This window comes from Cytobacillus sp. SAFR-174 (genome assembly GCF_051964675.1).
GTDB lineage: Bacteria > Bacillota > Bacilli > Bacillales > Cytobacillaceae > Cytobacillus.
In genome coordinates this window covers 30049-53528 of the sequence record NZ_JBQCMZ010000022.1, presented here as the reverse complement: position 1 = coordinate 53528, position 23480 = coordinate 30049, and the positions used below count along the sequence as shown (strand labels likewise).

Genomic DNA, 23480 nt, shown 5'->3' with positions numbered 1-23480 from the left:
GCTTTTCTTATAACTTTGCAGGCTTCTTTACTTTCGGAAGTATTTTATTTAACGGCACTTTCTTCTCGCGTGACCATGTGGACTCATCAGCCGGATTAAATTGTTCAAGGAAAGTAATAACTTCCTTTGTAATCGGTGTCGGGGTTGAGGCTCCTGAGGTAACGGCAACAGTTGCTGCCTCTTTAATCCAATTCACATCCAGTTCAGTAATATCAGCAATACGGTAGGCTTTTGTCCCGGCAATTTCTTCTGATACCTGTGCAAGACGATTGGAGTTATTGCTCTTAGGGTCACCTACAACAATTAATACATCGGCCTGGCCAGCTTGTTCTGCAACTGCTTCCTGGCGGACCTGGGTAGCCATGCAGATTTCTTTGTGGAACTCTGCGTGAGGGTATTTTTCCTTTATCTGATCCATTACATGGACAACATCCCATTGGCTCATTGTAGTCTGATTTGTCACCAGTATTTTTTCAGCCTGTATGTTAAGTTCATTTACATCCTCAACAGTCTGCACTAAATGAACTGCATGAGGAGCCACTCCAACTGCACCTTCAGGTTCCGGGTGGCCTTTTTTGCCAATGTAAATGATTTGAAAGCCTTCCTTTTCCTTTTCCCTGATAAGATCATGTGTCCTTGTTACATCAGGGCATGTTGCATCAAGTGTCACAAGGCCTTTTTGTTTCGCTGCTTCCCGCACTTCAGGTGAAATGCCATGTGCTGTAAAAATGACAGTGCCTTTATCGACTTTATCCAGGATTTCTTTGCGGTCTTTCCCATCAAGTGTTACAATGCCTTCCTCTTCAAAAGCATCTGTCACATGTTTGTTATGGACGATCATACCCAAAATATAGATGGGTCTCGGCAAAGACGGATCAAGTGCAGCGTTCCTTGCAATAACCATTGCATCCACCACACCGTAACAATACCCCCGAGGAGAGATTTTTATGACGTTCATCGGTATATCCTCCCTAATTAAAAGCTTATATATGAATTGAACTGAGTTCTGTTTCTAAACGGAAAAACTCCATATTGCACCTCTATTATATAAGAGATAAACCGATAATACAAAAGGAGTAATTTTCTTGGGGAAAAAGAAAAAAGAATGTCCCGGCATCCTTTTCTTTAAATATATAATTTGGGTTTGGAAATACCTTCTGCTGATGATCGCTTGGCAGCGGGCTGTTCCATCTCATGTTCCTTTTTTATGTTTTTTGGCCTTGAATTCTGTTTCTTTTTTTCTGTATTTGCCTGAGGGGATTCCGCTTTAGCTTCTGAGGCTGTCTCATCAGCTTCAGGTGCATCCTTTATGCCTCTATAAAGCTTCCACATGGCAGGAAGATTCCTGACCAGCGGTCCATACTGCTGAACCATGGGCCCGATCTGCTGTGCTGTATTTAAAACCTTTTGAGTGTTGGTTAAAAACCCGTTTATGGAAGATGGGTTGCTTATTGCCTGAAGGATGCCTCCGCCTGCCTGTGAGCCCCCTGCAGCTCTTGCAGCTCCCATTCCTGTTCCAGGCTGGGCATTTCCTTTTCCTAATATTTTAGAGAGCAATCCTCCTCCGCGTTTCATTCCCGGAGGACCGCCCATCATAGGACCGCCCATCATTGGCCCCATGGGAGGTCTTCCTTGCATAGGGGTCATAAAAGGGTGGGGAGGCATCCCTCCGCGCATAGGGGGTCTTGATCCTGGCATCATATTAATTGGCCTCCTTTCGCTGCATATTTCTTCTTCTAAATAAAAATTCATATTATAAAGTATGCGTTTATCCCATTTTGGTTTAGGCATAATCCAGAGAAACTAATTTTATTTATTAAAATATCCTAAAAAGCTCATCATAAAAATATAAATGCCTGTTTGAGTGGTTATTTGCAGGAAACTTTATTATAATAACAGGATGTAAGAAAAGCTCGGACCCAGCAAGTTGCAGTTGATACTAGTAGATCTTACTCACTAATATATGTTTCGGTGCAGCCTGAACCCAGGCGAATCTGGATAATTGAGGAGTTTTTATATGAACGAAACGAAATTTGACCGATTTAATTTTAAGCCATTTATTATAGAAGCGGTTAAAGATTTTGGCTTTTTTGAGCCGACAGAAATTCAGGAAAGAATGATCCCTGCCGTGCTGAAGGGTGAAAGCGCAATAGGACAATCACAGACAGGCACAGGAAAAACACACTCATATGTGCTGCCTATCCTCCAAAAGGTTGATCCTTCCCGCCAGGAGGTGCAGGCTATTATTACAGCTCCAACCAGGGAGCTTGCCAATCAGATATATCATGAAATTCTTAAGGTTACAGAGCATTGCCCGGAGGGAGAAGAAATAACAGCACGCTGCTATATTGGCGGTACGGACAAGCAGAGAACTATTGAAAAGCTTAAAAAACAGCCTCATGTGGTTGTAGGCACACCGGGAAGAATCAATGACCTTGTCAAAGAACAGGCATTGTTTGTGCATACTGCCGAAATCCTTATTGTGGATGAAGCAGATTTAATGCTTGATATGGGGTTCATTGAAGATGTTGATCAAATTGCAGCAAGGATGCAGGAGAAGCTCCAGATGCTGGTTTTCTCAGCTACCATTCCAGAGAAGCTGAAGCCTTTCCTGAAAAAATACATGGAAAATCCTAAATATGTTCACGTGGAGCCTAAGCAGGCCACAGCAGCCAATATTGAGCACTGGCTTCTGCCATCCAAACACCGCAATAAAGTGGAGCTGGTCTATCAGGCACTGACTTCCTTAAATCCTTACTTAGCCATTGTTTTCACCAACACCAAGAAAAAAGCAGATGAAGTGGCAGATGGATTAATCAGCAAAGGCCTGAAAGTCGGACGTATCCACGGGGACCTTAACCCGCGTGAAAGAAAGAAAATGATGAAGCAGATTCTCGACCTTGAGTTTCAATACATTGTGGCTACAGACCTGGCTGCCCGGGGCATTGATATACAGGGAATCAGCCATGTAATTAACTATGAGCTTCCAACTGATCTTGATTTTTATATACATCGGGTTGGGCGTACAGCGCGTGCAGGTTTCTCAGGAATTGCTGTAACAGTGTATGAGATTTCCGATGAGGATGCATTAAACAGGCTTGAAAAAATGGGGATCGAATTCAGGCACAAAGATCTGCAAAAAGGTGAATGGACAGATCTGGATAATCGAAACAAGCGAAAAACGAGACAGAAACAAACAGATGACATTGATAAAAAAGCCGCTTCATTGGTGAAAAAACCGAAAAAAGTAAAACCAGGCTACAAAAAGAAAATGAAATGGGAAATGGACAAAATAAAAAAACGCGAAAGAAGAATCAAGCGTAAATAAAGAATCAAAGGGAGAGGTATTGTCATGCTGAAAATTGGATCTCATGTTTCCATGAGCGGGAAAAAAATGCTTTTAGCAGCAAGTGAAGAAGCTGTTTCATATGGCTCCAATACATTTATGATCTATACAGGAGCTCCGCAAAACACAAGAAGAAAAAAAATCGAAGATCTTAACATTGAAGCCGGACTGAAGCATATGGCAGAGAACGGGATTGCTGATATTGTTGTACATGCTCCATATATTATCAATATCGGGAATACTTCAAACCCTTCAACATTTGAATTAGGCGTTAATTTTCTTCGCTCTGAAATTGACCGCACCGAAGCGATTGGAGCTAAGCAGATCGTTCTCCATCCCGGTGCCCATGTTGGAGCAGGGTCAGAGGCCGGCATCAAAAAGATCGTAGAAGGCTTAAATGAAGTCTTAAACGGCGAAGAAAATGTGCAGATCGCACTTGAGACCATGGCCGGAAAAGGGTCGGAATGCGGGAGATCCTTTGAAGAGCTGGCTATGATTATTGAGGGAGTCAATTATAACAACCACTTATCTGTATGCTTTGATACTTGCCATACACATGATGCAGGATATGACATTGTGAATGATTTCGACGGGGTATTGGAAGAATTCGATAAGGTTGTTGGACTTGACCGCCTGAAAGTTCTCCATATTAATGACAGCAAGAATGAGCGCGGAATGCGTAAAGACCGTCATGCAAATATCGGCTTCGGCCACATCGGCTTCAGCGCATTAAATTATATTGTCCATCATCCTCAATTAAAGGATATCCCTAAAATTCTGGAGACTCCTTATGTTGGCGAAGATAAAAATAATAAAAGAGCTCCATATAAGCATGAAATTGAAATGCTTCGCAGCCAGGAATTCAATGAAAGATTATTAGAAGCTATTACGGCTGTATAAAATAGTAAAAAGCTGTGCCTGGACTGCACAGCTTTTTTGCTTGAGTTAAGTATCATTAGTGAAGTTCTATTTTGTAAATTGCAAAAATAGCCTGTTTACTTCCCTTGCAGTTTCCGGGCCGGCAATCCTGGCAATTTCCTTTATGATTTTTGTCCTTTCACGGTCATCAAAGATGTTTACCTGCTTGCCTCTCAAATGATCTGCAATTTTCTGGGCCTGTGCTTTTGTAATCTGGATGTTGAACTGCTCTCCATATTTTAATAATTCATCTGCTGTTATATTGCTTAATTTATGATTAATGATGTTTTCGAATATTTTCATTTTCATCACTCCTCCTCAGTACTTTATGAGTGAAGAATGTGAATAGTGACAATAAGTTTTAAGATTTACTATAAAAAAGCATGTACCTTTACTTTAAATTGAGGTTCCTGTATACTGTGTTAGTAAATCGTAATGATTCTTAATATGTAAGGTGATAATAATGGCACAGCCAATAATTGAAATAGCTCATGTTTCTTATAGATATGAGAAAGAGAATGTTCTTGAGGATATCAATCTGACCATTAATTCAGGAGACTTTCTCGGAATTGTAGGTCCTAATGGGTCGGGTAAATCAACCCTTTTAAAGCTTATTCTGAATTTGCTTAAAGTGCAGAAGGGAAGCGTCAAACTGTTCGGCCAGGAGATCAGCCGATTTAAGGATTGGCAGAATATTGGATTTGTTTCTCAAAAGGCAAATTCATTTAATACAGGATTCCCGGCAACAGTCTTTGAAGTCGTTTCAAGCGGCCTTACAAAGAAGCTGGGGCTTTTTAAATTTATGGGCAAGGCCGATCAGGCAAAAGTTATGCGTGCAATTGAATCTGTTGGCATGCATGAGTATGCAGGACGTAATATTGGCGAGCTTTCAGGCGGGCAGCAGCAGCGGGTCTTCATCGCCCGTGCATTGGTAAGCGACCCTAAATTATTAATATTGGATGAACCTACAGTAGGTGTGGATGTGAAAAATGTTCAGTCCTTTTATGAAATGCTGGATGATTTAAATAAGGAGCTGGGCATTACTTTATTGCTTGTTACGCATGATATTGGGACAATTTCTGATAAAGTCACTCATGTGGCTTGCCTGAATAAAAATTTGCATTTCCATGGAAATACAGCAGAATTCGAAAGCTTGAATATAAATGAAATGTCGGAAATCTACGGACATGATGTACATGTCCTGACACATAACCATGATCACCATCACCACCATCACGATAAAGGAGCAGGCAGATGATTTCGGGAATCCTTCAATATGAATTTTTACAAAATGCTTTTTTAACTGGAATGATCATCGGGATCATTGCGCCTCTTCTTGGTGTGTTTATTGTTGTGAGAAGGCTATCTTTAATTGCTGATGCTTTAAGTCATGTCACACTTGCAGGGATTGCTGCAAGCCTGCTGCTCGAAAAGAAATTTATCGGTCTGAGCGGTTTGAATCCTTTGTATATGGGGATGGCTTTTTCAGTAGCCGGGTCGTTGTTTATTGAAAAGCTCAGAGCTGTTTATAAGCACTATCAGGAACTGGCTATTCCCATTATATTATCTGGCGGCATTGGGCTTGGAGTCATATTCATTTCACTGGCTGATGGATTCAATACAGATTTATTCAGTTATCTGTTTGGCAGCGTCAGTGCAGTAAGCCGGCTTGATTTATGGACTATTTTGATTATCAGCGTGCTTGTCATGGCACTTGTGGTCCTGCTCTATAAAGAACTGTTTTTGCTGTCATTTGATGAAGAGCATGCCAAGGCATCCGGAATAGCTGCTAAAAGTGTCCACTTCATATTTATTGTGATGGTGGCCCTGGTAATAGCTGCTTCCATGAGAATAGTGGGTATTTTATTAGTTTCCTCCCTTATGACATTACCGGTTGCTGCGAGCATCAGAATTGCAAAAGGATTCAAGCAGACCATTTTCCTGTCCATGCTTTTTGGCGAAATATCAGTTCTGGGCGGATTGACTATTTCCTACTATATTGATTTGGCGCCGGGCGGAACAATCGTCATGATTGCTGTATTAATACTGATTGTAACAATATTGCTGAAAAAACTTGCGGGCATGAGGCCGGCATAAATGTGATTGATTTCTATCCCGGATGATTTAAGAGCAAAAAAGAGGTGGAAAGAATGAATGTAGATGAAGCCATGCAGCTTTTAAAGGATAAAGGCTATAAGCATACGGGGAAAAGGGAAGAGATGCTTCAGCTGTTTGCTGACAGTGATAAATATATAACGGCTAAAGATGTTCTCGAGAAAATGAAAGATAATTACCCTGGACTAAGTTTTGATACCATTTACAGAAATTTATCGTTATTCGTGGATCTGGGTATTTTTGAAATGACAGAGCTGTCAGGCGAAAAACACTTCCGCTTTACGTGCTCTCATGATCATCATCATCATCATTTTATATGCCTGGATTGCGGAAAGACGAAAGAAATTGAAGTCTGTCCTATGAAACAGGTGCAGGAAAATCTAAAGGGATATGATGTTTCAGGACATAAGTTTGAAATATATGGGAAATGCCCGGAGTGTTTTTAATACTGGAACAAACAAAGAAGCATGGAGCTAATTTTCCATGCTTCTTTTTTGCTGAAGCCAATCATCTGCCCATGCATTGGCTTCCTTCCAGTTTCGGACTCTAATGACGCCATTGGGAAGGGGATCCTGATTATAGGGCGTATCGAATAAAATGACAGGAATTCCGCAAGCCTCATGGATCATGACCGCATTATCATGCTTGTCTTCCAAAAAGATATCCACCTCATACTTTTTGGCAGCTTCAATTTTATCATGGTTTCCGATCAGTTCGATATGATCAAACTCCAATGTGTTCTCTAAAAACCATTCCTCTGTTACTTGCTGCAGGTGAGAGCCCCTGGCACTTATAAAATACAATTCATGCTCCCGTTTCCATTTGGTCAAAACTTCTTTTGCGCCATTCGCCAGGGGGGATTCTTTGTAGATAATGGGCTCATTTTCATAAAACCACTGTGCAAATTGTTCTTCTGAGATCGTTACTAAAGGTGTTAAATCATATTGCTTAATATCATTTAAAGTAATACTCAAATTAAATGCTTCATTTAAATACGGAACCATTGCTTCAGGGCTGGTAACCGTTCCGTCTATATCGATGCCAAAGCGCTTCTTCATTATAATAATCTCCTTTAATGCATATATCCCTTATCTTAACAAAAGTCATGGCCTTGCAAAAGAGTGTTGCAGTTCATGTTTGACAGTTAAACATTAACATCTTAAAAAAGCCTTTTATCGCAAACACTATAAATGCTCCATTAAGCAATATTTTTTTAGGAACACAGCAGAGAAAGAGAGGGATCATGATGGCAGACCAAGATCGCACCAATGAAGAGTATGACCTCCGATACAGCGAGCGAATTGGTGAAGCAGATGCAGCAGATTATTCAGAAGAAGCTGCTGCAGAAATAGCGGCGCCGGGTCTTGATCGGGATGAGAAAATCGAAAAAGAAGCAGTTCAGGCCGATTATTCTGAGGAGACCTCTGCAGAAATAGCAGCGCCAGGTGTCTACAATAGATCATTGGACAGGGATGATGAGAATGAAACCGCTGCAGCCGGCAGAGGAGTCGGTTATGCAGCCCTGGCACTTTCCATTTTATCTTTGTTTGTGCTGCCGGTTCTTTTTGGAGCAACAGGAATTGTCCTTGGTTTTATCGCAAGAAGAAGGGGTTCAGAAAGCCTTGGAGGCTGGGCGATTGCCATAGGAGCCATTTCCATTATTGTCGGTATGTTTATACTTCCGTTTTTTTAGAAAAAAAGAAAAAAGCCTGGTTTCCAAATTTAATTTGGTGCCAGGCTTTTCTGTTTAATTTATTGTGGTTCTTTCTATGGCTGCAGGCTTTCTGCCTGTGCTTTTTCTTCTTCCTGTTTTGCAAAATATTCTTCAGCGATTTTGTCGATTTCGATCTTAAGTTCCTCGACCATCGTTTCTTCCGGAACCTTCCTTACAATCTGGCCTTTGCGGAACAGAAGGCCTTCTCCGCGGGCGCCGGCAATGCCGATATCAGCTTCCCTGGCTTCACCAGGTCCGTTAACCGCACAGCCCAATACAGCAACCTTAATGGGCGCTTTAATTTTTTGAATATATTCTTCCACTTCATTAGCAATGCTGATTAAATCAATCTCAATCCGTCCGCATGTTGGACAGGAGATCAGTGTGGCAGCATTGGAGGATAAGCCAAACACTTTAAGAAGTTCCCTGGCAACCTTGACTTCTTCAACCGGGTCTGCACTCAATGAAATCCTTAATGTATTTCCAATACCTTTGCTTAAGATTGCCCCGAGTCCGGCGGCGCTTTTCACAGTACCGGCAAAAAGTGTGCCTGATTCTGTTATACCTAAATGAAGAGGGTAGTCAAAAGCTTGTGAAGCTTTCTCATATGCTTCAATGGCCAAGTTCACATCGGAAGCCTTCATAGAAACGATGATGTCATGGAAATCAAGGTCTTCTAAGATTTTAATATGATGAAGGGCGCTTTCAACCATGCCATCTGCTGTAGGGTATCCGTATTTCTCGAGAATTCTTTTCTCAAGAGAACCTGCATTAACCCCGATCCGGATTGGTATTCCTTTTGCTTTGGCAGCCTTGACGACGGCTTCCACTTTTTCTCGTTTGCCGATATTTCCGGGATTAATGCGGATTTTATCTGCTCCGCCCTCGATAGCCTTAAGAGCCAGCTTGTAATCAAAGTGGATATCAACAACAAGAGGTATGTTAATTTGTCTTTTAATATCTGCTATGGCATTTGCAGCTCTTTCATCAGGGCAAGCAACACGTACGATCTGACAGCCTGCTTCTTCCAGCCTTTTAATTTCAGCTACAGTTGCCTCAACATCATGTGTTTTTGTAGTGGTCATGCTCTGGATAAACAGTTCATTGCTTCCGCCAATTGTTAAAGGCCCAACTTTTACAGGCCTAGTTTTCGTGCGATGTATAATTTCACTCAATGGAGATTCGCTCCTTTTTATCTATTCATACAACAGCTGAGTAGTACGCTGTTAGAGAAGGTCCACTCTATTGTATCAATGAACCGCTGATATTGACAAGAATGATGATTAGTTGTCATGACTATATTTTGGGAATTTATAGGTTTCACCGGATTTTATTTCTTCTGGCTGCATTCCATTGTTCAATTCCGAGAAGTCAGATACCACCTGGTCTATGCCGACCGGAATTGGCCCATCAAGGTTTAGTTCAATTATTGAAAGAACTGTCTCTCCCGGGTTGACCTTTTTCTCAAAAAAGCCAGTGTCTGTTTCTGCAGTTGGAATTGTGCTGGCCTCCATAGACGGGTTTTGCCCAGCTGGGAGTGTACCATGATTCAGATCATAAAAGATTACGTAAATTACAAGGACTGAAAGCAATACTCCCGCAATTTTCTTCATATTGGACAAACCTCCTGAAAATAGCATGTTTACCCAATATGTATGCTTGTCCTATCGTGCTTAGACCAACCAAAAATCTCTTTTTATTATTCTGCAGACACAAGAGATTTATTTTAACCCAAAATAAAAAACGTGCGGGGTGCACGTTTTATTTTGGGTTATGAGCAGGTACTTCCTTAATGGCAAGCAGAAGAATAATAAGGGAAACAAGCCAGTTAATAATAGCCCCGTTTTGCACGGTGGTTTGCAGGGCTGACATGATTGCAAAGAAGATGGCCGGCAAAGTTATGCTGTAGGCAGACATACGCCATAACTGTCGGTATTCCAGTTTTTTGGCAAGAGCTTTTTTGATTAGAAGGCCAGCCAGTGCTAACAGGGATATCTCAATAAATCGAATGCCAGCTGCAAAAATATAAATGACAATTCCTATTAAGGGAATAATAATCGGCATAAGAGATTCTGCAGAAGCAAGGAACTCGGACAGATCACTTTTGGAAATTGTGCCGCCAGACAGCATCGAGTAGGGATATGTCTGTTCCTGTCCCTCTGCACGTATATAGACTTCAGTTGTTAGTAAAGCAATCGTATTGCTGCTTTCGTTTAGAACTGAAGGATCAACTGTACCTGTCGAATCAACAATGATTGTAAAGTCATTCTTGCTGATGGTAACTGGTGCTTTTTCATCTGTGTAAAGCTGTCCATCTGTTATTTCAAAATGGGGTAATTGATTGTCAATGGTTTCATCAATAGCATTTAAGCCACTAATGATTCCTGCCCCTGAATAAAATACGGTTGGCAATACTGACAGCAGAGTAAGGAAAAACACATACAAAATAGTCTTGCCTATTCCCTGATGCCTGAATAAAGCAATATCTTTAGGAGAAAACAAACTTTTATAAAACTGAACAAAAATATTCATTTGCACACACCCTTTTTGAGATTCACATTCTTATTTTAGCCAAATCCCAAGGAGTTACAAGTGAAATACTCTTTTGGTATAAAAGCAATACTTCTACTGTCTTTGTAATGAAATTGTAATATTTGAGGTGAATGTTAAGGTAATGTAAATTTGGCTCAGATTATATTTACTTTTCTCATGTGTATCCTTAATAATTGTATGGGGTTTGATGAATCATGTCGAATAAATTATAGGGGTTGAAAATTGTGGAACTAAATGTTCAGCAAATGCTTTTTGAATTTTTGGGAGGACTTGGAATCTTCCTTTATGGAATCAAATTTATGGGTGACGGGCTCCAAAAATCAGCTGGTGACCGGCTGAGAGATTTATTAGATCGTTTTACGACAAATCCGCTAATGGGGGTATTGGCGGGTGTACTTGTCACCATCCTTATACAAAGCAGCTCTGCAACAACTGTAATAACAGTTGGTTTAGTATCCGCCGGGTTCATGACTTTGCGCCAGGCGATAGGTGTTATTATGGGGGCTAATATAGGAACCACGGTAACTGCATTCATCATTGGTATTGATATCGGGGAGTATGCTCTGCCGATTATTGCCGTAGGCTCAATCCTATTATTTTTCTTTAAAAAACAAAAAATCCACAATATCGGGCAAATTGTTTTTGGCTTTGGTGCATTATTCTATGGGCTGGAATTAATGAGCGGAGGAATGAAGCCTCTTCGCACATTGGAATCTTTCCATGATTTGACCGTCAGCATGAGTTCAAACCCAGTTCTGGGTGTTGTTGTAGGAACAGTATTTACTGTAATCGTTCAGAGCTCGAGTGCAACGATCGGTATTCTTCAGGGCTTGTTTTCTGAAGAACTGATCAATCTGGATGCTGCACTGCCGGTTCTGTTTGGAGATAATATTGGTACAACCATTACAGCTGTTTTAGCTGCTATTGGAGCGTCTGTTGCTGCAAGAAGAGCTGCCGCTGTACACGTACTGTTTAACTTAATCGGTACAACCATTTTCTTGATTTTATTAAAGCCTTTTACGTTCTTAGTTGAAACACTTCAGGGTAAAATGGATCTGAATCCTGAAATGACTATTGCCTTTGCACATGGAATTTTTAATACGTCTAATACTATTATTCAGCTTCCATTTGTAGCTGTCCTGGCGTGGATTGTGACAAAGCTTATTCCGGGTGAAGATGCGGTTGCTGATTATAAAGCAAAGCATTTGGATCCTATGTTTATTGAACAGTCACCATCGATTGCACTTGGACAGGCTAAGGAAGAAGTCCTCCGAATGGGAGCATTCTCTTTACGCGGACTTGAAGAAACGGTTCAGTATTTAAAAACAGGCAATCAAAAACATTCCGATACCGCATATCAATTAGAAGATGCGATTAATAACCTTGACCGCAAAATTACAGATTATTTGATTAAGCTCTCTACAAGCTCACTTTCAGCACATGAATCTGCCGAGCACACTGTGCTGATGGATACGGTAAGAGATATTGAGCGTATCGGTGACCATTTCGAAAATGTAATAGAGCTGATTGATTATAAACAGGCAAATAAAGTGTCCATTACTGATTCAGCCATGGCTGATCTGGAGCAAATGTTCAAATTAACTATTTCCACCGTGAAAGAAGCCATGCAGGCACTTGATCATAATGATAAAATTGCTGCAGAACATGTTGTAAAGAAAGAAGAAGAGATTGACAAGATGGAAAGAAAGCTCCGCAAACAGCACATCCTTCGATTGAATGAAGGACTTTGCACCGGGCAGGCCGGCATTGTGTATGTCGACATTGTCAGCAACCTGGAGCGTATCGGTGATCACGCGGTGAATATTGCTGAAGCTGTTTTAGGAGAAGAATAAGTGGTAAAATAAGCAGGGGATAATCCCTTGCTTATTTTATTTTAATGAAGAGGTGCTGATATTGGAGATAGTTTATTGGACACTGATTATTCTGTTGTTTATTATCGCTTTTGCGGGTCTGGTTTTTCCAATTATACCAAGTGTGCTGTTTTTGCTGGGCGGTTTTATCCTTTATGGAATCCTTTTTTCTTTTGAACCGTTTAACTGGCTCTTTTGGACGATTCAGGGGCTGTTTGTTCTTCTGCTGTTTGGAGCTGATTACGTAGCCAATATGATTGGCGTGAAAAAATATGGCGGTTCAAAAGCTGGTGTATGGGGAAGTACAATCGGCCTTTTAGCTGGCCCATTTGTCATACCTGTACTGGGAATCCTGATTGGCCCATTTCTTGGAGCGGTTATTGCTGAACTTGCAGTTAACAGGACAAACTTTAATGATGCATTAAAGATTGGATTCGGATCTGTCATCGGATTTGTCAGCAGCGCAGCAGCCAAAGCGGTGATCCAGGGAGTTATGATTATTTATTTTCTTTTTGTGGTTCTTTAAATAAGGCTGTTTTCGCTTGGTTTGGTTGCTTTATATATATTATTTACTGAGTTGATTGTAGCGGAAGGTGCGAGATCCTCGAAAATGCTATCGCATTTTCTTCGTGCGGTGTTTACTCAAGGATGCTTATTCAAAGTCCCGCGGAAAGCGAGCACCTGGAGCGGAAATCAACGAGTAACATTGTCAGCGAAAAACAACTATTTATACGAAAAGAGACTTTAACTTGCAAACTCCTGCGGATAAAAAATACTAATTTGGATAATGTATATATGTAGCAAAGCATTTTGATTGAAACAAAAATCCAACTTTGGTAATCTTAATCTAAAGACCTTAGAAACATTATAAAATCTGAATTTTATAAATGATTGAATTGTTTCGGGGGCTGACCAAAAAAGATACATAGGGAGGAATTTTATTATGGCATTCGAATTACCGCAATTACCTTACGCTTACGATGCATTGGAGCCAAACATCGACAAAGAAACGATGAATATCCACCATACAAAGCATCACAATACTTATGTAACAAACCTTAACAATGCTTTAGAAGGAAACGAAGAGCTTCTTTCTAAAACTGTTGAAGAAGTGGTATCCAACCTGGATGCTGTTCCTGAAGCTGCCCGTACTGCTGTACGCAACAACGGCGGCGGTCATGCCAACCATTCTCTTTTCTGGCAGATTATTTCTCCAAATGGCGGCGGTGAGCCAACAGGTGAATTAGCAGATGCTATCAGCAGCAAATTCGGAAGCTATGACAGCTTTAAAGAAGAGTTCGCTAAGGCGGCTACAACTCGCTTTGGTTCTGGCTGGGCGTGGCTTGTAGTAAACAATGGTGAACTGGAAGTAACAAGCACACCTAATCAGGATTCTCCATTAATGGAAGGCAAGACTCCAATCCTTGGCCTTGACGTTTGGGAGCATGCTTACTACTTAAAATACCAAAACCGCCGTCCTGAATACATCAATTCTTTCTGGAATGTTGTTAACTGGGATGAGGTTTCTAAGCGTTACAGCGCTGCAAAATAATTATTCAAACAGCACGGCAGATTATATCTGCCGTGTTTTTTTTTACATTGAATTTGCGGCGGTTCTTGTGCAAATTTCTAAATCATTGCATAACAGCACTGGCTTTGTAGGAGACTACCCTTAGAACTAAAGGGGAGTTTTTTTATGAGCAGATTTAAAAAACTGATCGGTGATGTCGATTTAACAAAAGATTTAACATTGCTATTGTTTATTGGCGGGCTGTATTCTTTAAGTGCTGCCCTTTCAAACACGTTTGTAAATATTTATCTCTGGAAGCAGTCTGGTGAGTTCAGTGATCTGGCTTTGTATAACCTGGCCATTGTTGTTCTGCAGCCTTTGACTTTTATTCTGGCGGGGAGATGGGCGAAGAAGATTGACCGTGTCATTGTACTTAGAATCGGTGTGATTTTTTTAGCCCTTTTTTATCTGACCGTACTGTTTATAGGAACAAACGCCTCGAATTTCTTATTGCTTCTTGGGGCTCTGCTGGGGGTAGGGTACGGGTTCTACTGGCTTGCTTTCAATGTACTCACTTTTGAAATAACTGAGCCGGAGAACCGGGATTTCTTTAACGGCTTCCTTGGAATACTAACATCCGTTGGGGGTATGATTGGCCCGATTGCAGCGGGTTTCATTATCTCAAGGATGGAAAAGTTCACCGGCTATTCTGTTATCTTTGGGATTTCCCTGACCCTTTTTTCAATAGCTGTCTTTTTAAGTTTTTTTCTTAAAAGGCGGCCGGCAGATGGAAGGTATTTATTTAGAAGAATCCTTGCAGAACGAAAAAACAGCCTGAATTGGCGCATGATTACAAATGCCCATTTTTTTCAGGGGCTCAGAGAAGGAACCTTTATATTTGTCATATCAGTTTATGTTTTCATATCAACTGGCAGTGAACTTGCTCTTGGTACATACGGTTTGGTCAACTCAAGTATATCTTTTTTAGGGTATTATCTTGTGTCAAGACTTTTGAAAAAGGAGTATCGGAAAAGAGCCATACTGGTCGGCGGATTAGTATTGTATGCGGCCATATTCTTTATTGTATTTGATGTCACGTATCCAAAGCTGCTGATGTATGCAGCTGCGATTGCTGTAGCATATCCTCTCCTGCTTGTGCCTTATATCTCATTAACCTATGATGTCATTGGCAGAGGCTGGAAGGCAGCGGAGATGAGGATTGAGTATATTGTCGTCAGGGAAATCTTTTTAAATGCAGGACGTATTGTATCAATTTTAAGTTTTTTAGCTGCGGTCACTTTTTTTCAGGAAGACAAAAGCATCCCTATACTTCTCCTGATAATAGGAGCCGGACATTCAGTCATTTATTTTTTCGTCAGAAAAATTCAATTTCAGTCTGCATGAGAGAGGAAATCCTCTCTCTTTTTTTTACCAATAAAATTATCTTTGTCGAAAAAGGGTTCTTTATAGAATTTATTGTTATTTTCTTTTAGAATGGGACTATGAGACTTTTTAAAGGAAGTGTGCGTAATTTGAATAGGAAGAAAAAGAAGACCCATGTTCCGGTCCGTCTGAATATGCTCTTCTTTGCTGTATTTTTATTGTTTTCTATGCTGATCCTCCGGCTTGGGATGGTTCAGATTGTTTATGGCGATGATTATAAGCGTGAGATTGAAAGAACGGAAGATGTTACAGTCAACAGCCCGGTGCCAAGAGGTAAAATGTTTGACCGAAATGGACAGGTGATTGTCGATAATACCCCGCAAAATGCCATCACTTATACTAATAATGGGTATAAACAGGATGAAATGCTTGAGGTGGCAGAAAAGCTGGCTAAGCTGATAGACAAAGATACCAAAAAGGTTCAGGAACGCGATAAGAAAGATTACTGGATCATGAAGAATCCTGAAAAGGCAGAAAAAAAGGTTACTAAAAAAGATAAAGAAGAACTTGAAAAGAAGTATGAAGGTAAGGACAAGGAGCTGGATAAGGCCATTTATCAGCTCACTTTGGATCGGATTACAGAAGAGGAATTAAGTGAATTGACAAAAGACGATCTTGAAGTCCTTGCTATATACAGAGAATTTACAAGCGGATATGCTTTAACACCCCAAATTGTTAAAAACAAAAAAGTAACACCTGAGGAATTTGCAGTTGTCAGTGAAAATCTGCAGGTTTTACCAGGTGTTGATACAACAACCGACTGGGAAAGATATTATGCCTTTGGAGATACTTTGAAATCAGTCCTTGGAAAAGTAACAAGCTCTGATGAAGGTCTTCCGGCTGAACAGATTGAATACTACATGGCCCGTGACTATAGCCGAAATGACCGTGTAGGGAAGAGTTATATCGAGATGCAGTACGAAGAAGTGCTTCACGGCCAAAAAGCAAAAGTGAAAAATATTACGGACAAAGCTGGGAATGTACTTGAAACTATTCCCATTACAGATGGTCAAAGAGGCAAGGACCTTGTGCTGAGCATTGATATGGATCTTCAGAAGGAAGTTGAGAAAATCATTGAAGAGGAATTACGTAAAGCCAAGGCATCTTCTGGAACTGCATTATTGGACAGGGCATATGTAGTACTGATGGACCCGCATACCGGAGAGGTACTTTCAATGGCCGGCAAAAAGATTGTGAAGGATAAAGATACAGGCCAATCTGAAATGCAGGACGATGCATTAGGCAACATCACGACTACTTATAATGTCGGTTCAGCTGTAAAGGGTGCTACAATACTTACCGGCTATAAAACAGGGGCTATTAATCCAGGAACTGTTTTTTATGATCGTCCTTTAAAAATTAAAGGAACACCTGTTAAAAAATCCTGGAGAAATTTCGGCCCTTTAAATGATATTAATGCTCTTAAATTTTCCTCCAACGTTTATATGTTCGAAACTGTCATCAGGATAGGCGGAGGGAAATATGAGTTTGAGAAGCCATTATGGATAGATAAAAAAGCGTTTAGTACTGTAAGGGAATCCTTTGCTCAATTCGGTCTTGGCGTCCGGACAGGAATTGATTTGCCAAATGAGCAAACAGGCTTTAAAGGAATGAGTACATTGCCTGGTTTCATGCTTGACCTTTCAATTGGACAGTACGACACCTATTCCAACATGCAGCTTGCTCAATATGTTTCTGTCATTGCCAATGGCGGCAATAGGATGGAGCCTCATATTGTAAAGGAGATCCGTGAACCATTAATGGAAAATAATGAACTTGGCCCTATTGTTCAAGAGATGGAGCCAAAGGTTCTAAATAGAGTCGAACTGGAAGATGGCTGGATGGACCGTGTCCAGGAAGGTTTCCGCAGAGTCATGCAGGAAAAAGGCGGAACAGGTTATTCCTATTTTGCGGGCAAAGAGTATAAACCAGCGGGTAAAACAGGTACAGCAGAGGCCTTTTACGATGGACCTGAGCGCAGCAAGTTCGGAAAAGAGCCTCCTGAGGTCATGAATCTCAGTCTTGTTGGCTATGCACCATCAGAGAATCCCGAGATTGCCATGGCTGTTTTAGTTCCATGGGCTTATCAGGGAAGCGTGGATCACGGAGCGAATAAAAAAATTGGTGAACGTGTCCTGGATGCCTACTTTGAGCTTAAAAAGGAGCGTCATAAGAAAGGCAGCGACAGCAAAGAGTCTGTTCAAAAAGTGGAAAATATTGATGAAGTAATTGAAGGGCAGGAAGATGCCCGCAAAGAAAATGAAGAAAATGAATAAGCTTGATGAACTGTCTCCCTATTTAATCGGGAGACAGTTTTTTTGTCTTAGTATCTTTGATATCTAAATTTAACGTTGTACCTCTAATTCGACATATTTACACAAGAATTGCTGACATTTACAAAAGCTTTACAATCAGTTAAAACCGGGTTAACAGTCAACCCTTATTCTAAATGCGTAGGACAAAACAACCAAATTTCTTAGGGGGAATTCAGGAATGAAACGTCTTAAAAAAATGAGCCTATTACTAATGCTATCAGCCGTAATGGCATTCACTGCAGCATGCGGAGGCGAAGAAGGCACCAGCGCCAATGGAGATAACAGTGAAGAGCTGGAGGGCAGCGTGGTTATAGACGGTTCTGGAACAGTTTATCCATTCATGGCACGCATGGCTGAAAATTATATGGGTGAACAGGAAAATGTCTCTGTAGAAGTAAGCCGCTCCGGAACATCAGCCGGCTTTAAGAAATTCCTTGCCGAAGACGGAACTGACTTTAATGATGCTTCCCGATCAATTAAAGATGAAGAAAAGGCACAAGCAGAAGAGCTTGGAATTGATGTACAGGAAATGAAGGTTGCTTTAGACGGTATTACAATCGTAATTAACAAAGAAAATGACTGGGCTAAAGAGCTTACACAGCAGGAAGTTGTTGATATCTTCCTTGCAAGTGCAGGAAAGAAAAAATGGTCAGATGTTCGCCCTGATTTCCCGGATGAAGAAATTCAGACATATGGTCCAAATGAAAACCACGGCACTTACGAATTTATGTTTGAAAATATTCTCGAAGAACAGGATCTTCCTGAAAATATTAACCTGCAGCAGGATTACTCAACTTTAGTGGATCTTGTATCTAAAGATAAAAATGCTATCGGATTCTTTGGCTATGGTTACTATGACAGCAACAAAGACAAATTGTCTGCAGTAAAAGTTGACTTTGGCAGCGGACCTGTTGAGCCATCATTAGATACAATCAAGGAAGACGGAGATTATGCTCCATTTACTCGCCCTGTGTTCACATACCTGAATACTAATATGGCGAAAGAAAAGCCGCAGGTACTGGACTATGCTATCTATACAATGAAAAATGCACAGGATATTGCAGCAGAAACAGGATTCGCACCATTATCAGATGAAGATGTCCAGGCTTCTCTGGATGCTTTGAACGGATTAAAATAAGAATAAGTTTTGCCATGGGAAGATGAGAAGTTTGCCTTCTCATCTTCTTATGATGTGCATGTAAAGAGTTCTCTTTGGATGAGAGTGCTGAAAGGGGTTTTACACTTGGCTAAAAGTGCTGTTGAATACGATAAAAAAAAGCTGAATGTACGAGAAATCATTCAGCAAAAGAAAAAAACTCGAAGTGTCAATAATTACACAGAAAAATTAATACCGAAAATTTTATTTGGAATAGCTGCAATTTCTGTTTTTACTACTATTGGAATTGTACTAACCTTAATTACGGAAACAATCGCCTTTTTTAAAGACGTTCCTTTTATAGATTTCTTTACAGGCACTCAATTAAAGCCTTTAGGAGAAAATGCTGTCTTTGGTGTTCTGCCCTTGCTGACGGGAACAATTATTTCGACTTCAATAGCTATGCTGGTTGCTATTCCAGTGGGACTGATGACAGCCATATTTTTAAGTGAATATGCATCAGAAAGAACACGAAAGGCCTTAAAGCCTCTTCTTGAAATCCTGGCAGGTATTCCTACTATTGTTTATGGATTTTTTGCTTTTACGTTTGTAACACCTTTACTAAGATCTTTCATTCCTGGTCTTGAACCAACAAATATATTAAGCCCCGGGATTGTAATGGGAATCATGATTATCCCAATGGTAGCTTCCCTTTCTGAAGATGCAATGAGTTCTGTACCAAATGTGATGAGGGAGGGTGCTCTTGCACTGGGGGCAACAAAGCTTGAGGTAACCTGGAAAGTGGTTGTACCAGCAGCCATTTCGGGTATCATTGCTTCGTTTGTGTTAGGAATTTCCAGAGCAATCGGGGAAACGATGATCGTCACCATTGCGAGCGGAAGTTCGAAAAATTTTACTTTTGATGTTACACAATCCATGCAGACTATGACTGCTTATATTGTGGAAGTAACAGGCGGGGAAGCAGCCGCAGGAACAACCTTATACTATAGCCTCTACGCTGTTGCAATGACATTGTTTGTGTTTACGTTAATAATGAACCTTCTTGCTCAGTATATCTCTCGCAGGTTCAGGGAGGAATATTAATGAAATATGTAGATACAGAACAAGTGCATAAAAAAATGGGCAGCCGCCTGCTTGCCAATAACATGGCTAAAACACTATTCTTTTTGGCCACTTTATTCGGCATGGTTGTATTAATTGTATTAATCTACCGGGTCCTCGCTGATGGTTTAAGCTGGATCAACATGGATTTTCTGATGAATCGCTTATCAACAGATCCTGGAAGGGCTGGAATCTGGGGAGCCATAACAGGAACATTTTGGCTGATGCTTGTAGTTGCTCCAGTAACGATGATTCTTGGAGTAGGCACAGCGATTTACCTTGAAGAATATGCAGCCAAGGGCCGTGTTTCTTCATTTATTAAAACGAACATTTCCAACCTGGCGGGCGTTCCGTCAGTTGTTTTTGGAATCCTTGGATTAACTGTTTTTGCAAGAGCATTAGATCTGGGTTCTGTAGTTCTCGCAGGAGGACTAACGATGGCACTGCTGGTTCTTCCTGTTGTAGTAGTTGCCAGCCAGGAAGCAATCCGTGCTGTTCCCCAATTTCTAAGAGAGGCATCTTACGGAATGGGAGCGACAAAGTGGCAAACGATTAAAAATGTAGTACTTCCTGCAGCATTACCTGGAATCCTTACGGGGGTTATTCTTGCACTATCGCGGGCAATAGGCGAAACAGCGCCATTGGTAGTTATCGGAATACCGGCATTGTTAATACCTGTTCCTGATGGGATTTTTGATAAATTTACGATCCTGCCGGTACAGATTTATTATTGGACCATCGACTCTGCACTAGTAGCAGAATATGCAAACCTGGCAGCTGCAACAATTGTGATATTACTAATTGTTTTATTCGCGATGAACTCAATAGCCATCTTAATTCGGAATAAGTTCCAAAAAAGATATTAGCCTGGGAGGTTTTCTGAAATGCCTGTAGTGACAGAAAAAACAAATCAATATGTAAAAAAAGAAAGCATAACTCAAAATTCAGCAGAAAATAAAAAAGTTGTTTATAATACCAAAGATCTAAATCTTTGGTATGGTGAAGGCCATGCTTTAAAAAATATAAATTTAGCCATCAATGAAAATGAAGTAACGGCAATTATCGGACCATCAGGATGCGGTAAATCCACATATATTAAAACGCTGAACCGCATGGTTGAACTTGTGCCTTCAGTAAGAATTTCCGGTGAAATCTTATACCGGGACCGTAATATTCTTGATAAATCATTTAAAGTGGAGGATTTAAGAACCAATGTGGGGATGGTTTTTCAAAAGCCAAATCCATTTCCTAAATCCATTTATGAGAATGTAGCATATGGACCGAAAATTCATGGTATACGCGATAAAAAAATCCTTGATGAGATTGTTGAGAAAAGTTTGAGAGGTGCCGCCATTTGGGACGAAGTTAAAGATCGCCTGAATCAGAATGCATATGGCCTATCAGGCGGGCAGCAGCAGCGGCTTTGCATTGCACGCTGTCTTGCAATTGAACCGGATGTCATCTTAATGGATGAGCCTACATCTGCACTTGACCCTATCTCTACCTTAAAAGTAGAGGAGCTGGTGCAGGAGCTTAAGGAAGAATTCAGTATTATCATCGTTACTCATAATATGCAGCAGGCAGCCCGTATTTCTGATAAAACAGCTTTCTTCTTAAACGGTGAAGTAATCGAGTTTGCTGATACAGATAAGATATTCTCTACCCCTTCAGATAAGCGGACTGAAGATTATATCACCGGACGATTCGGTTAATCGAATGATTATGAAAGAATACAAGCATTATTATATGGATGAAGGGGGATTACAATGATGGCAGTACGTGAAAGGTTTGACTATGATCTTCAGGAGCTTCAAAAAATGCTTATAGAAATTGGCAATTTTGCAATAGAGGCTCTGCATAGATCAGTTGAAGCACTTGAAACCCAAAACATTGAATTGGCACTTGAAATCATTGATGACGACAATCAGGCTGATATTCTGTATGAGGAAATAAATGATTTAGCCATTCTCCTAATTGCAAAACAGCAGCCAGTGGCTATTGACCTCCGCCGCATCATTGTGGCTATAAAAATCGCAACAGACATCGAAAGAATTGCAGACTTTGGAGTGAATATTGCAAAGTCCACCATACGGATTGGGTCAGAGCCGCTAATTAAGCCGATTGAACATATAAAGAAAATGTATGAAATTTCAACTGAAATGCTGCGTCTATCACTGGAAGCTTTCGCTGAAGAAGATACTGCAAAGGCCAAAAAAGTTGCCGATATGGATGATCAGGTCGATGACCTCTATGGTGAAACCATTAAAGAGCTGCTGCAAATTAATCTGCAGAAACCGGAATACCTGCCGCAGATCACCCAGCTTTCATTTATTTGCCGTTATTTAGAAAGAGCAGCTGACCATGTTACAAATATTTCAGAGCATATTTTTTATTTGGTTAAAGGACGCCAGTATGATTTAAATAATTAACAAGAAAAGCGGAAGCGCCTTGCCGCACAGGAGCTATTCAATAAAAAAAGCTAAAAGGAATCTTAACCTTTTAGCTTTTTGTTATGATTTTAGCAATTTCTTTATAGCTCATATTATGGTTCAGTTCAAATGTGCCCAGCTGTATTTTTTTGCTGTACCCGTATTCCTCCATGTAATTGCCGAAGTCTGCTGCCTGGTCGATTACACTTGCTTTTTCAAGCAGTGACGCGATTTCCCCGGGTGTCATGCCGCTCTCAATGGTTAGCTGATAGACTTTCTGAGACTCTTCTTCCTGCTCCGTATTTTCCTCAGCAGGTTCTTCTTTTACTTCCTTATTCTCGTTTTGGTCTTTAGCGTCCTTCTGCTGTAAGAGAGTATATTCTTCGTTTGTTAATACAGTGTAGCCGTGTGCCTGCAGGAATGTTTTTGCGCTGTTTTCATCGATTATTCTATTTTCAGTTTGCTCCGGTTTATTCAAAAAGTAGGCTGTGCCAAAGGCTATGACAGCAATAAGGATGCCAAATGCAAATGCCCTGGTATTTCTTTTATTCATAGCTTTGGCCCCTGAATTTCATTTCTGTTTGAATGGTCCTTACTTCATCAGGAGAGAGTGAAGATTGTCTTGCAATTTGTTCTACTGACAGCCCTTGCCTGGTCAGCAGCATCACCTGATTTTTTATTATTTCATGAACTTCCCTTTTTTCTGCAGAATGAATAGAAGGCTCTGCAGGAACGTGCTGAGTAAAAGGTTCATCCGCCACGAGCAGCTCTTCTTCCAATACTTTTAATTTCTTTTTAATTTGATACATTTCCTGGATTTGCTGCATGGACATTTGGTCCATTTCATCGCGCAGCTCTTTATAAGGATCTCTCAAAAACACTGAAAGAATAAATAGCCCTATAGATAAGATTAATAATGACAGTAAGATTGATTCCAATAAAAGTCACCTCTAATTTATTGCACAGAAATATTTTAACATCTAAATTGACAAATTTCGATATATAATCCATAAACAGGTGAAATTTAAAGATAATTGTCGCTGAAGCT

25 protein-coding genes are annotated in these 23480 nt (G+C 40.5%); 16 read left to right on the top strand and 9 right to left on the bottom strand.

Annotation, left to right across the window (positions count from 1 at the left end):
• Window positions 1-7: 7 nt before the first annotated feature.
• Together ACTHRG_RS19325 and vrrA are read right to left on the bottom strand one after the other, a co-directional pair.
• Window positions 8-958 carry a 4-hydroxy-3-methylbut-2-enyl diphosphate reductase gene (locus tag ACTHRG_RS19325; RefSeq protein ID WP_440231820.1) on the bottom strand — a complete coding sequence of 317 codons (951 nt, stop codon included), beginning with the start codon at window positions 956-958 and terminating at the stop codon, window positions 8-10.
• Between the two features lie 167 nt (window positions 959-1125).
• On the bottom strand, window positions 1126-1620 hold the full coding sequence (gene vrrA, locus ACTHRG_RS19320; RefSeq protein ID WP_440231819.1) for a VrrA/YqfQ family protein: 495 nt from the start codon (window positions 1618-1620) through the stop codon (window positions 1126-1128).
• Between the two features lie 397 nt (window positions 1621-2017).
• Here vrrA and ACTHRG_RS19315 point away from each other — a divergent pair, with 397 nt between their 5' ends.
• Together ACTHRG_RS19315 and ACTHRG_RS19310 are read left to right on the top strand one after the other, a co-directional pair.
• On the top strand, window positions 2018-3328 hold the full coding sequence (locus ACTHRG_RS19315) for a DEAD/DEAH box helicase (protein WP_076258018.1): 1311 nt from the start codon (window positions 2018-2020) through the stop codon (window positions 3326-3328).
• 24 nt (window positions 3329-3352) lie between these two features.
• Entirely contained in the window at window positions 3353-4246 is an 894-nt protein-coding gene (locus ACTHRG_RS19310; protein ID WP_440231818.1) for a deoxyribonuclease IV, read from the top strand.
• A 66-nt stretch (window positions 4247-4312) separates the two neighbouring features.
• On the opposite strand, the gene ACTHRG_RS19305 is transcribed toward ACTHRG_RS19310, so the two are convergent.
• Window positions 4313-4567: a DUF2624 domain-containing protein gene (locus ACTHRG_RS19305; RefSeq protein ID WP_035332728.1), complete on the bottom strand. Its 255-nt coding sequence runs from the start codon at window positions 4565-4567 to the stop codon at window positions 4313-4315.
• A 160-nt stretch (window positions 4568-4727) separates the two neighbouring features.
• On the opposite strand from ACTHRG_RS19305, the gene ACTHRG_RS19300 reads away from it, so the two are divergent.
• The 3 genes from ACTHRG_RS19300 to ACTHRG_RS19290 are packed head-to-tail and all read left to right on the top strand — an operon-like array spanning window position 4728 to window position 6825.
• Entirely contained in the window at window positions 4728-5522 is a 795-nt protein-coding gene (locus ACTHRG_RS19300) for a metal ABC transporter ATP-binding protein (protein WP_076258020.1), read from the top strand.
• Window positions 5519-6361, top strand: a complete 843-nt coding sequence (locus tag ACTHRG_RS19295; RefSeq protein ID WP_076258021.1) for a metal ABC transporter permease — start codon at window positions 5519-5521, stop codon at window positions 6359-6361. Before ACTHRG_RS19300 ends, ACTHRG_RS19295 begins: the two co-directional genes overlap by 4 nt.
• A gap of 53 nt (window positions 6362-6414) precedes the next feature.
• Complete coding sequence (locus ACTHRG_RS19290) at window positions 6415-6825, top strand: Fur family transcriptional regulator (protein WP_076258022.1); 411 nt, start codon at window positions 6415-6417, stop codon at window positions 6823-6825.
• 27 nt (window positions 6826-6852) lie between these two features.
• Here ACTHRG_RS19290 and ACTHRG_RS19285 read toward each other — a convergent pair whose 3' ends face one another.
• A complete protein-coding gene (locus ACTHRG_RS19285; RefSeq protein WP_076258023.1) occupies window positions 6853-7437 on the bottom strand; it encodes a hypothetical protein in 585 nt (194 codons plus the stop codon).
• Between the two features lie 188 nt (window positions 7438-7625).
• On the opposite strand from ACTHRG_RS19285, the gene ACTHRG_RS19280 reads away from it, so the two are divergent.
• Complete coding sequence (locus tag ACTHRG_RS19280; RefSeq protein ID WP_440231816.1) at window positions 7626-8072, top strand: DUF4190 domain-containing protein; 447 nt, start codon at window positions 7626-7628, stop codon at window positions 8070-8072.
• Between the two features lie 74 nt (window positions 8073-8146).
• Here ACTHRG_RS19280 and ispG read toward each other — a convergent pair whose 3' ends face one another.
• The 3 genes from ispG to ACTHRG_RS19265 all read right to left on the bottom strand — a co-directional run bounded on the left by ispG (window position 8147) and on the right by ACTHRG_RS19265 (window position 10625).
• Window positions 8147-9259 carry a flavodoxin-dependent (E)-4-hydroxy-3-methylbut-2-enyl-diphosphate synthase gene (ispG, locus tag ACTHRG_RS19275; protein WP_179289082.1) on the bottom strand — a complete coding sequence of 371 codons (1113 nt, stop codon included), beginning with the start codon at window positions 9257-9259 and terminating at the stop codon, window positions 8147-8149.
• A gap of 117 nt (window positions 9260-9376) precedes the next feature.
• Window positions 9377-9706, bottom strand: coding sequence for a hypothetical protein (locus tag ACTHRG_RS19270; protein ID WP_076258026.1), 330 nt, complete (start codon window positions 9704-9706; stop codon window positions 9377-9379).
• Between the two features lie 148 nt (window positions 9707-9854).
• Window positions 9855-10625, bottom strand: a complete 771-nt coding sequence (locus tag ACTHRG_RS19265) for a DUF1189 domain-containing protein (protein ID WP_076258027.1) — start codon at window positions 10623-10625, stop codon at window positions 9855-9857.
• Between the two features lie 266 nt (window positions 10626-10891).
• Here ACTHRG_RS19265 and ACTHRG_RS19260 point away from each other — a divergent pair, with 266 nt between their 5' ends.
• The 10 genes from ACTHRG_RS19260 to phoU all read left to right on the top strand — a co-directional run bounded on the left by ACTHRG_RS19260 (window position 10892) and on the right by phoU (window position 22432).
• Window positions 10892-12499, top strand: a complete 1608-nt coding sequence (locus tag ACTHRG_RS19260) for a Na/Pi cotransporter family protein (RefSeq protein WP_440231828.1) — start codon at window positions 10892-10894, stop codon at window positions 12497-12499.
• Between the two features lie 61 nt (window positions 12500-12560).
• On the top strand, window positions 12561-13043 hold the full coding sequence (locus tag ACTHRG_RS19255; RefSeq protein ID WP_076258028.1) for a DUF456 domain-containing protein: 483 nt from the start codon (window positions 12561-12563) through the stop codon (window positions 13041-13043).
• 417 nt (window positions 13044-13460) lie between these two features.
• Window positions 13461-14069 carry a superoxide dismutase gene (locus ACTHRG_RS19250; RefSeq protein WP_076258029.1) on the top strand — a complete coding sequence of 203 codons (609 nt, stop codon included), beginning with the start codon at window positions 13461-13463 and terminating at the stop codon, window positions 14067-14069.
• Window positions 14070-14213: 144 nt separating this feature from the next.
• Window positions 14214-15431: an MFS transporter gene (locus ACTHRG_RS19245; RefSeq protein WP_076258030.1), complete on the top strand. Its 1218-nt coding sequence runs from the start codon at window positions 14214-14216 to the stop codon at window positions 15429-15431.
• Between the two features lie 128 nt (window positions 15432-15559).
• Complete coding sequence (locus tag ACTHRG_RS19240; protein ID WP_440231815.1) at window positions 15560-17746, top strand: peptidoglycan D,D-transpeptidase FtsI family protein; 2187 nt, start codon at window positions 15560-15562, stop codon at window positions 17744-17746.
• Between the two features lie 217 nt (window positions 17747-17963).
• Window positions 17964-18923 (top strand): PstS family phosphate ABC transporter substrate-binding protein, encoded by a 960-nt coding sequence (locus ACTHRG_RS19235; RefSeq protein WP_076258032.1) that lies wholly within the window; start codon window positions 17964-17966, stop codon window positions 18921-18923.
• Window positions 18924-19028: 105 nt separating this feature from the next.
• Window positions 19029-19985 (top strand): phosphate ABC transporter permease subunit PstC, encoded by a 957-nt coding sequence (gene pstC / locus ACTHRG_RS19230; RefSeq protein ID WP_440231813.1) that lies wholly within the window; start codon window positions 19029-19031, stop codon window positions 19983-19985.
• Entirely contained in the window at window positions 19985-20869 is an 885-nt protein-coding gene (gene pstA, locus ACTHRG_RS19225) for a phosphate ABC transporter permease PstA (protein ID WP_440231812.1), read from the top strand. Before pstC ends, pstA begins: the two co-directional genes overlap by 1 nt.
• An 18-nt stretch (window positions 20870-20887) precedes the next feature.
• A complete protein-coding gene (pstB, locus tag ACTHRG_RS19220; protein WP_076258035.1) occupies window positions 20888-21715 on the top strand; it encodes a phosphate ABC transporter ATP-binding protein PstB in 828 nt (275 codons plus the stop codon).
• 57 nt (window positions 21716-21772) lie between these two features.
• Window positions 21773-22432, top strand: a complete 660-nt coding sequence (gene phoU / locus ACTHRG_RS19215; protein ID WP_440231827.1) for a phosphate signaling complex protein PhoU — start codon at window positions 21773-21775, stop codon at window positions 22430-22432.
• Window positions 22433-22502: 70 nt separating this feature from the next.
• Here phoU and ACTHRG_RS19210 read toward each other — a convergent pair whose 3' ends face one another.
• Entirely contained in the window at window positions 22503-22985 is a 483-nt protein-coding gene (locus ACTHRG_RS19210; RefSeq protein ID WP_076258037.1) for an endolytic transglycosylase MltG, read from the bottom strand.
• Window positions 22978-23370, bottom strand: coding sequence for a hypothetical protein (locus ACTHRG_RS19205; RefSeq protein ID WP_076258038.1), 393 nt, complete (start codon window positions 23368-23370; stop codon window positions 22978-22980). The genes ACTHRG_RS19210 and ACTHRG_RS19205 overlap by 8 nt, the downstream gene beginning before the upstream one ends.
• Window positions 23371-23480 lie beyond the last annotated feature (110 nt).

Bases quoted from the DNA above. Each gene is read 5' to 3' on its own strand.
- ACTHRG_RS19325 (WP_440231820.1), bottom strand. From the start codon at position 958: ATGAACGTCATAAAAATCTCTCCTCGGGGGTATTGTTACGGTGTGGTG.
- vrrA (WP_440231819.1), bottom strand. From the start codon at position 1,620: ATGGGGCCAATGATGGGCGGTCCTATGATGGGCGGTCCTCCGGGAATG.
- ACTHRG_RS19315 (WP_076258018.1), top strand. From the start codon at position 2,018: ATGAACGAAACGAAATTTGACCGATTTAATTTTAAGCCATTTATTATA.
- ACTHRG_RS19310 (WP_440231818.1), top strand. From the start codon at position 3,353: ATGCTGAAAATTGGATCTCATGTTTCCATGAGCGGGAAAAAAATGCTT.
- ACTHRG_RS19305 (WP_035332728.1), bottom strand. From the start codon at position 4,567: ATGAAAATATTCGAAAACATCATTAATCATAAATTAAGCAATATAACA.
- ACTHRG_RS19300 (WP_076258020.1), top strand. From the start codon at position 4,728: ATGGCACAGCCAATAATTGAAATAGCTCATGTTTCTTATAGATATGAG.
- ACTHRG_RS19295 (WP_076258021.1), top strand. From the start codon at position 5,519: ATGATTTCGGGAATCCTTCAATATGAATTTTTACAAAATGCTTTTTTA.
- ACTHRG_RS19290 (WP_076258022.1), top strand. From the start codon at position 6,415: ATGAATGTAGATGAAGCCATGCAGCTTTTAAAGGATAAAGGCTATAAG.
- ACTHRG_RS19285 (WP_076258023.1), bottom strand. From the start codon at position 7,437: ATGAAGAAGCGCTTTGGCATCGATATAGACGGAACGGTTACCAGCCCT.
- ACTHRG_RS19280 (WP_440231816.1), top strand. From the start codon at position 7,626: ATGGCAGACCAAGATCGCACCAATGAAGAGTATGACCTCCGATACAGC.
- ACTHRG_RS19270 (WP_076258026.1), bottom strand. From the start codon at position 9,706: ATGAAGAAAATTGCGGGAGTATTGCTTTCAGTCCTTGTAATTTACGTA.
- ACTHRG_RS19265 (WP_076258027.1), bottom strand. From the start codon at position 10,625: ATGAATATTTTTGTTCAGTTTTATAAAAGTTTGTTTTCTCCTAAAGAT.
- ACTHRG_RS19260 (WP_440231828.1), top strand. From the start codon at position 10,892: ATGCTTTTTGAATTTTTGGGAGGACTTGGAATCTTCCTTTATGGAATC.
- ACTHRG_RS19250 (WP_076258029.1), top strand. From the start codon at position 13,461: ATGGCATTCGAATTACCGCAATTACCTTACGCTTACGATGCATTGGAG.
- ACTHRG_RS19245 (WP_076258030.1), top strand. From the start codon at position 14,214: ATGAGCAGATTTAAAAAACTGATCGGTGATGTCGATTTAACAAAAGAT.
- ACTHRG_RS19235 (WP_076258032.1), top strand. From the start codon at position 17,964: ATGAAACGTCTTAAAAAAATGAGCCTATTACTAATGCTATCAGCCGTA.
- pstA (WP_440231812.1), top strand. From the start codon at position 19,985: ATGAAATATGTAGATACAGAACAAGTGCATAAAAAAATGGGCAGCCGC.
- pstB (WP_076258035.1), top strand. From the start codon at position 20,888: ATGCCTGTAGTGACAGAAAAAACAAATCAATATGTAAAAAAAGAAAGC.
- phoU (WP_440231827.1), top strand. From the start codon at position 21,773: ATGGCAGTACGTGAAAGGTTTGACTATGATCTTCAGGAGCTTCAAAAA.
- ACTHRG_RS19210 (WP_076258037.1), bottom strand. From the start codon at position 22,985: ATGAATAAAAGAAATACCAGGGCATTTGCATTTGGCATCCTTATTGCT.